At 63.6% G+C, this 220-nt stretch carries 1 protein-coding gene; it reads right to left on the bottom strand.

The window, feature by feature from the left end; genetic code table 11:
* Positions 1–220: immunoglobulin-like domain-containing protein (locus IAE40_RS25630; protein WP_200604078.1), on the bottom strand; the 220-nt coding region annotated here is incomplete at both ends.

Genomic DNA, 220 nt, shown 5'->3' with positions numbered 1-220 from the left:
GACCTTGTCGCCTTCGTTGCCGGTGCCTGGCGTACCGGTACCCGGCTCGTCGGTCACGGTAGTGGTGACGTTACCGTCGCCGAGGGTCAGCTTCTCGAAGTTGTCAGCGCCAGTGACGGATTCCAGCTTGTTCACGATGCTTGGCTGGCCGCCAACGTACACGTCGTCCGGCGCATGGATGGTGATAGTCCCGGTGGCGCTGCCAGCCGGAACGGTGACT

Origin of the sequence: Pseudomonas sp. S44 (assembly GCF_016624805.1) — a bacterium.
Lineage (GTDB): Bacteria > Pseudomonadota > Gammaproteobacteria > Pseudomonadales > Pseudomonadaceae > Aquipseudomonas > Aquipseudomonas machongensis.
Note: the sequence above shows the minus strand (reverse complement) of the source record. Positions and strands in the feature narration are given on the sequence as shown.